The organism is Hymenobacter profundi (genome assembly GCF_019334315.1).
In the GTDB taxonomy this organism is placed as follows: Bacteria; Bacteroidota; Bacteroidia; order Cytophagales; family Hymenobacteraceae; genus Hymenobacter; species Hymenobacter profundi.
Genome location: NZ_JAHWGL010000168.1, coordinates 1 through 5,712 on the forward strand (window position 1 = coordinate 1; position 5,712 = coordinate 5,712).

6 protein-coding genes and 1 riboswitch are annotated in these 5,712 nt (G+C 54.7%); of the genes, 1 reads left to right on the top strand and 5 read right to left on the bottom strand.

Features of this window, described 5'->3' with window-relative positions; translation table 11 throughout:
* Positions 1-30: 30 nt before the first annotated feature.
* Positions 31-237 carry a sulfur carrier protein ThiS gene (gene thiS, locus KYK14_RS21355; protein ID WP_219161690.1) on the bottom strand — a complete coding sequence of 69 codons (207 nt, stop codon included), beginning with the start codon at positions 235-237 and terminating at the stop codon, positions 31-33.
* Positions 238-315: 78 nt separating this feature from the next.
* Positions 316-413: riboswitch (TPP riboswitch) on the bottom strand.
* A 267-nt stretch (positions 414-680) separates the two neighbouring features.
* Between thiS and rlmN the strand changes: the two genes are divergently transcribed.
* Positions 681-1,751 (top strand): dual-specificity RNA methyltransferase RlmN, encoded by a 1,071-nt coding sequence (gene rlmN, locus KYK14_RS21360; RefSeq protein ID WP_219161691.1) that lies wholly within the window; start codon positions 681-683, stop codon positions 1,749-1,751.
* A 58-nt stretch (positions 1,752-1,809) separates the two neighbouring features.
* Here the strand turns inward: rlmN and KYK14_RS21365 are convergent, their stop codons facing one another.
* From KYK14_RS21365 to KYK14_RS21380, 4 genes are all read right to left on the bottom strand, one after another.
* Positions 1,810-2,508 (bottom strand): hypothetical protein, encoded by a 699-nt coding sequence (locus tag KYK14_RS21365; protein WP_219161692.1) that lies wholly within the window; start codon positions 2,506-2,508, stop codon positions 1,810-1,812.
* A 58-nt stretch (positions 2,509-2,566) separates the two neighbouring features.
* Positions 2,567-3,706: a hypothetical protein gene (locus KYK14_RS21370; protein ID WP_219161693.1), complete on the bottom strand. Its 1,140-nt coding sequence runs from the start codon at positions 3,704-3,706 to the stop codon at positions 2,567-2,569.
* Between the two features lie 192 nt (positions 3,707-3,898).
* Positions 3,899-4,888: a YihY/virulence factor BrkB family protein gene (locus KYK14_RS21375; RefSeq protein WP_219161694.1), complete on the bottom strand. Its 990-nt coding sequence runs from the start codon at positions 4,886-4,888 to the stop codon at positions 3,899-3,901.
* A gap of 59 nt (positions 4,889-4,947) precedes the next feature.
* Positions 4,948-5,712: DUF3891 family protein (locus KYK14_RS21380; protein WP_219161695.1), on the bottom strand; the 765-nt coding region annotated here is incomplete at its 5' end.

Consider the following 5,712-nt stretch of genomic DNA (forward strand, 5'->3'; position numbering starts at 1 on the left):
TTCGCTGCGCTCAGGATGACAGACGCGCCCCTACCCGCCCTGCGTGGCGCGGATAACAGTGATGCGGTCTTGGGCACGCAATTGGTGGCGCATCCACTCGGCGCGGGGCACCACGGCGTCGTTCACGGCCACGGCAATGCCGCGCTGTTCGGCGAGCTGCAAATCGAGGAGGGCATCGGCCAGCGTGGGGGTAGGGAGGCAGGCCTGGTGCGGTTTATTGTTGACATAGAGAAGCATACAAGCAACGGATAGTTGGTTGGCTGTCAGAAACAATAAACTCTAGGTGGCGCACGCCCGTGCGGGCCCAAGGAGGCGTCCGCTTCTTGCACTTTTCCCTTCGCCAGCATTACCTGGATCAGGTTCCAAGGGTATTTCTCAGTCCCGCTCGTAGCAGAACACCCCTAAAGTTTAGGCCGGTAAGGTAGGCGTTATTTTGAGGAATGCACCACGGTAGGCCGCTATAAAATTCGGGCTATCCGTTTCCAAAACGGACATAGGCACAAGGTAGCGCCACAACCTACTGCGTCTCACCACTGACCAAATGGAACTGCACCAGCCTACCAACAGTCGCACCAATACGACACAATAGGTTGTGTCTCTACCCTGTACACAACTAAAAGCTAGTAGAAGTCGAAGATTTTCGGGAACCCAACCGCCGCGCATGTTGTATCTTTGCGGTTATGATAGAGCTGCCCGTAGTTTCCAAGCGCGACATTCGCAAAGTCTCCGCCGACGACCTGAAAACCTTCATGGTCGAGCACGGCGAAAAGCCCTTCCGTGCCAAGCAGGTAGTGGAGTGGCTGTGGAAAAACACGGCCGGCTCCTTTGAGGAGATGAACAATATCTCGCTGGCTACCCGCGAGTTGTTGGCCCGGCATTTTGTGATTAACGGCGTGCAGGTGCAGAACAAGCAGCTCTCCAACGATGGCACCATCAAGTCGGCTTTCCGGCTCTACGATGGCAACGTGGTAGAAGGCGTGCTGATTCCGCACGACACACGTATGACGGCCTGTATTTCCTCGCAGGTAGGCTGCTCGCTCACGTGCAAGTTTTGCGCTACCGGCTACATGGACCGCAAGCGCAACTTGGATGCCGCCGAAATCTACGATCAGGTAGTACGCATCCGGGAGCAGTGCGAGGCGCAGTACGGCACGCCGCTCACCAACATCGTGTATATGGGCATGGGCGAGCCGCTGCTGAACTATGCCAACGTAGTGGAAAGCGTGCGACGCATCACCGCCCCCGATGGCCTGAACATGGCCCCGCGCCGCATCACCATCAGCACGGCCGGCATTGCCAAGATGATCAAGAAGCTGGCCGACGACGACGTGAAGGCCAACCTGGCCCTCTCCCTGCACGCCCCCAACGATACCAAGCGCAACGAAATCATGCCTATCAACGAGGCCAATTCCTTGGCCGCGCTGAAGGACGCGTTGCAGTACTACCACCAGAAAACCGGCCGTAAAGTAACTTACGAGTACATCGTATTCGAGAGCTTCAACGACACGTTGCAAGACGCCGAGGAGCTGTTTCAGATTTCGAAGTGGCTACCCTGCAAGGTGAACCTGATCGAGTACAATCCCATCGAAAACGCCGACTACATCAACACCGCCGACGATAAGCTGGTGGCTTTCCACAAGTACCTCGCCGACCGGGGCGTGCAAACCAACGTGCGCCGGAGCCGCGGCAAAGATATCGACGCGGCCTGCGGCCAGCTGGCAGTGAAGGAGAAGGCGGAAGCCGTTGCGTAGTAAAGCGCAATTCTTGAACAAGAAGGCCGCTGGTAGCAACTACCAGCGGCCTTCTTGTTTATTTCGCATCCGTTCCGCGCAGCAACAGAAGCGTTTGCAGACAGTGTTGCTGCATGTACTGGGTAATTCGGTTACTCAATAAGTCTACAACCATCTGACTATTACCATCTGAGCCGTATACCTGCATAATCTGAGGGCCACGCTTTGTAAGAGAAGCAGTATATTCTTGGTGAAAAAGCTCCAGGCACTCGGCAGACGTTTTGCCCTGTAAACGTCCTGCTTTCTGTAAAGCGGCCAGACGCTGACACAGCTCATCGCCCCATTCTTGTATAAGCGCTTGTTCGGCGGGGGTAGGCTCAGCACTCCGTGCGCCTGCAAACCGACCATAAAGCATGGTAGCATCTGGACACGTTCTGACCAGTTGCACCGAAACCAGAGTCGCTAAACTCCCTAATAGCTGTTCGTAGGCCCCTGGCACGTTACTCCGTCGCGCTACCTGTCGGATAGTGCTTTCTCTCCGTTTGATTGTCGCTAGTAGTATTTTTTCGAAAGTGTCCTGCGCTTGCGGAGGACGCATGGTAGCGAAGGAGTCCTGTTGTTTGTCGGCAGCCATTTGCTGGCATGCTTCAGCAGCAATCTGCTTGATAAGTTGCGTTTGACCCGAAATAGAATCGGGAGCTGTTGGCGACGTGCCAGCATAGCATGTAATACACCACGAAAAGGAGAGTAAGAAGGAACAGAAGGATAGTGACTTCATAAAGTAAAGTAGAATGCGAATATGCTACGTCAAGCACGACAATTATTACGGCTACTACTCACCGCACCCGCCCAAAACGATAGGCTACTTCTAAGTAGGCCGGCAAAATAGGTATGCCTGTACCGTAGATAAAACCTAGACTTCCACTGACACGGGCGGCTGACACTCGGGCGCCTACCAACCCAGCTAGAAAGCCATCGGTAATATAGGTTTCATTTAGCAGCGAAAACCGTCGGGAAATGCGGGTGGCTCCACCCACCAACACAACTGGTGAGGCATCAACATCACCGCTTCCAACCAGATACCCCAGGCCCAGCGTTGCATTATTGTCGGCGGTACCATAGGTGCCCACACCGTAGGCAATACCTCCCCCAGAGCCAAATGCAAAGGCATAGAGCAGCCCTCCGCCCACGTGAAACTTCTCGCTAATCGGTACCGAAACTTTCGGCGTAATGGCAAAGACGTTGAGGCCTACCCCTGGAAGGGCGGGAACCAGCGCCCCGATTGAGATGTGGTCCGTGATGCCATAGTTGGCACCGAGCAATACAATGTTGATATCCTGCACGTAGCCTTCACCCCTGCGCAAATTGCGGGCTGTAGGTGCAAAAAACATTCGCGTACCATTGCCCACGGGCTCCCAGCCTTTGCGCAGCTGCGTTTCAGAAAGCAACTGCATACTGCGAATATTGCTCTTCTGAATCGAAACCCGACCAATATCCTGGGCATCAAACTCTAACTCGTTATCGTTGCGTGCCAGCAACACCCCTACGAAACTGGTACCGGAACGCAGCTCCACCGAGTAGGTACCTCCAATGGAGTCGCCAGCTACTGCGTTCCGGGCGCCATACTGCTGCAACTCCTGACTACGCCCCTCAATCTGACGGCGAACATCTTGCAACTCGCTTTCGGTGAACCGACGGGTCTTTAGCTCGCCACTGCGCATGGTAGCCTGTAGCACCACGGAGTTGCTAGAGCTATCGGCACTGAAATATTGCAGGAACCGAGCCTCCTGAAAATTGTCGGCCGCATAGTACGGGAATAGCCCAAATCGGACCTTTTCTTGGTGGTCGATTACTTCACCTACCTGCGAGCTTACCACGTAGGTATGGCCGCTCCCGGTGGGTTGTTGGGCACGAGCAGTAAGGCTACACCAGCTAGTTATAGCAACCAGGCAGGCTGCAATTCCCTGTAGACGCATTGGAATAAGAAGTAGAATGCAAAGCCCTCAAACCTAGCACTTTTGTTATCTACTTTCTCATTCACACATCAACATTCGTATAGAGAATTAGACGTTACATATGCCCGATTAAGCTATTCTTTTTCAGTATAGCTATTTGTATATCAGAACTTTCTAATATAGTTTCCCTTTTACTTATTAGACTTCTACAATCTACTTTCGCTTCGTATCCCGCCAAACACCCTCGGGCTCTGGCCGGCCGCTGTCTACACTGTCTTCTGTTTTGTGGAAAGGCACTTCGCGGGTTTCAATGCGCACGGCGTGGGCCTTGGGCTGCACGCGCTGTCCGTAGGCAGCAGCATACTCCTGCGTGAATTCGGCCCCGAAGAAAATGATGAGGGAAGAGTAGTAAATCCAGACCAGCAGCACAATGATGGAACCCGCCGCGCCATAGGCTGAACCCGGATCAAAATTGGATATATAGAAAGATATCAGATACTTACCCAACAAAAACAGAGTACCGGTAATCAGAGCGCCAATCCGTACATCGCGCCAGCGAATGATGGCGTCTGGTAGGTAGCGGTAAATCATGGCAAACAGTAGGCTGGTAACGCCCAACGATACCACAAAGTCAATCACCTTAATTAATACCAAAGTGATGCCGGGAAGAAGGCGGGACAGATAGTCTGTGAATGCCGTAAGCAAGGCGCTGATAACGAACGACATCAGCAGAAGCAACGCCACACTCAAAATCAAACCAAATGACAGGAGCCGGTCGCGCACGAAATTCCAGGCGCTGCCCGTGGTCGTATCGGGCTTAGCCTTCACGTTCCAGATGCTGTTGATACTTTCCTGCAACGTGACAAAGAATGTAGTAGCTGCAAAAATCAGCGTGCCGACACCAATGATGGCCGATATGCCGCCCTGCTGCTGTTGATTGAAGGTGCGAATGGAATCCTGAATGGTAGCTGCGGCCTTAGCCCCTACTAGGCCATCAATCTGAGTGAAAAGCTTGCCCGTAACGGCCTCCTGATCCAGAAAGGTGCTGGCCGCTGTGATAACAATCAACAGCAGCGGTGGCAACGAGAAAATGGCGTTGTAGGCCAAGGCTCCAGCTAGGCGAAGGGAGTTGTTTTCAATAAAATTACTGGCCGTGCATTTGAGGATAGAGCCCAGATTAGCAGCAGTATACCGAGTTGCCATATAGCAGTTGTTACAGGTGAAGATTGTTCACTAGTACGCACTACCAGGCGATGAGTTAGCTAATGCGGCCGCTGCAGGCCCCACTGTAGCGTTTCGATGGGGGCCACGTGCAGGGCCGCCGTCAGCGCTGCATCGTCCTGAAACTGCAACTCGTGCAGCTGACTGGCCTCCACCGTCACGTCGAATTCTGAGGCCGCAAAGGGCCAGGGCGATACCAGCACCGGTCCTTCGGGGGTAGGGCGGTGCACGGTATACCGTTTCCCGTCTGGCCCCTCGCTGATTTCGAGCGCCCGTCCTCGTTCGGGCAATTCCTGCCGGCACAAAATCAGGGAGAGCCGGTCGCACCATTGGAGCAGGGCGTAGGCGCGCTGGGCCTCGGCTTTGGTTACGTGCAGGGCGCGGCGCCACTGTTTCTGCTGGGCCTGCTGCTCGTCCAGGAAGGCATCTTGCTGCGTATTTTCTCCGCGCTGCGGCTCATACAAAAAGCTCAGATGCAAGCTGGTAAGCAGGCTGCGCCACTGCCCCTGAAAGCGGGCCGCACGCATTACGCCCTCGGCTTGCTCCAGGGAAAATTCTTTTTGGGTGAAGTCGGCGGGGGCGCCGGCGGCGGTAAGGCCGTAGTGGCCGCGCCAGCGCTGCTGCTCGTCGTCGTGCTGAGCGGTGGCAGCCAGCAGCCCTACCCAGCGGTCGGTGGGTAGGAAAGGTGGCCACTGCCAGGCAAGTTGGGCGGCCAATAAGGCGTGGGCTTGCTGGTAGATAACCTGCCAGCCGGTAGGAGTAGGGTTGACAATCATGCGAGGGGTAGGTTTCTCGCAGAAGTACGC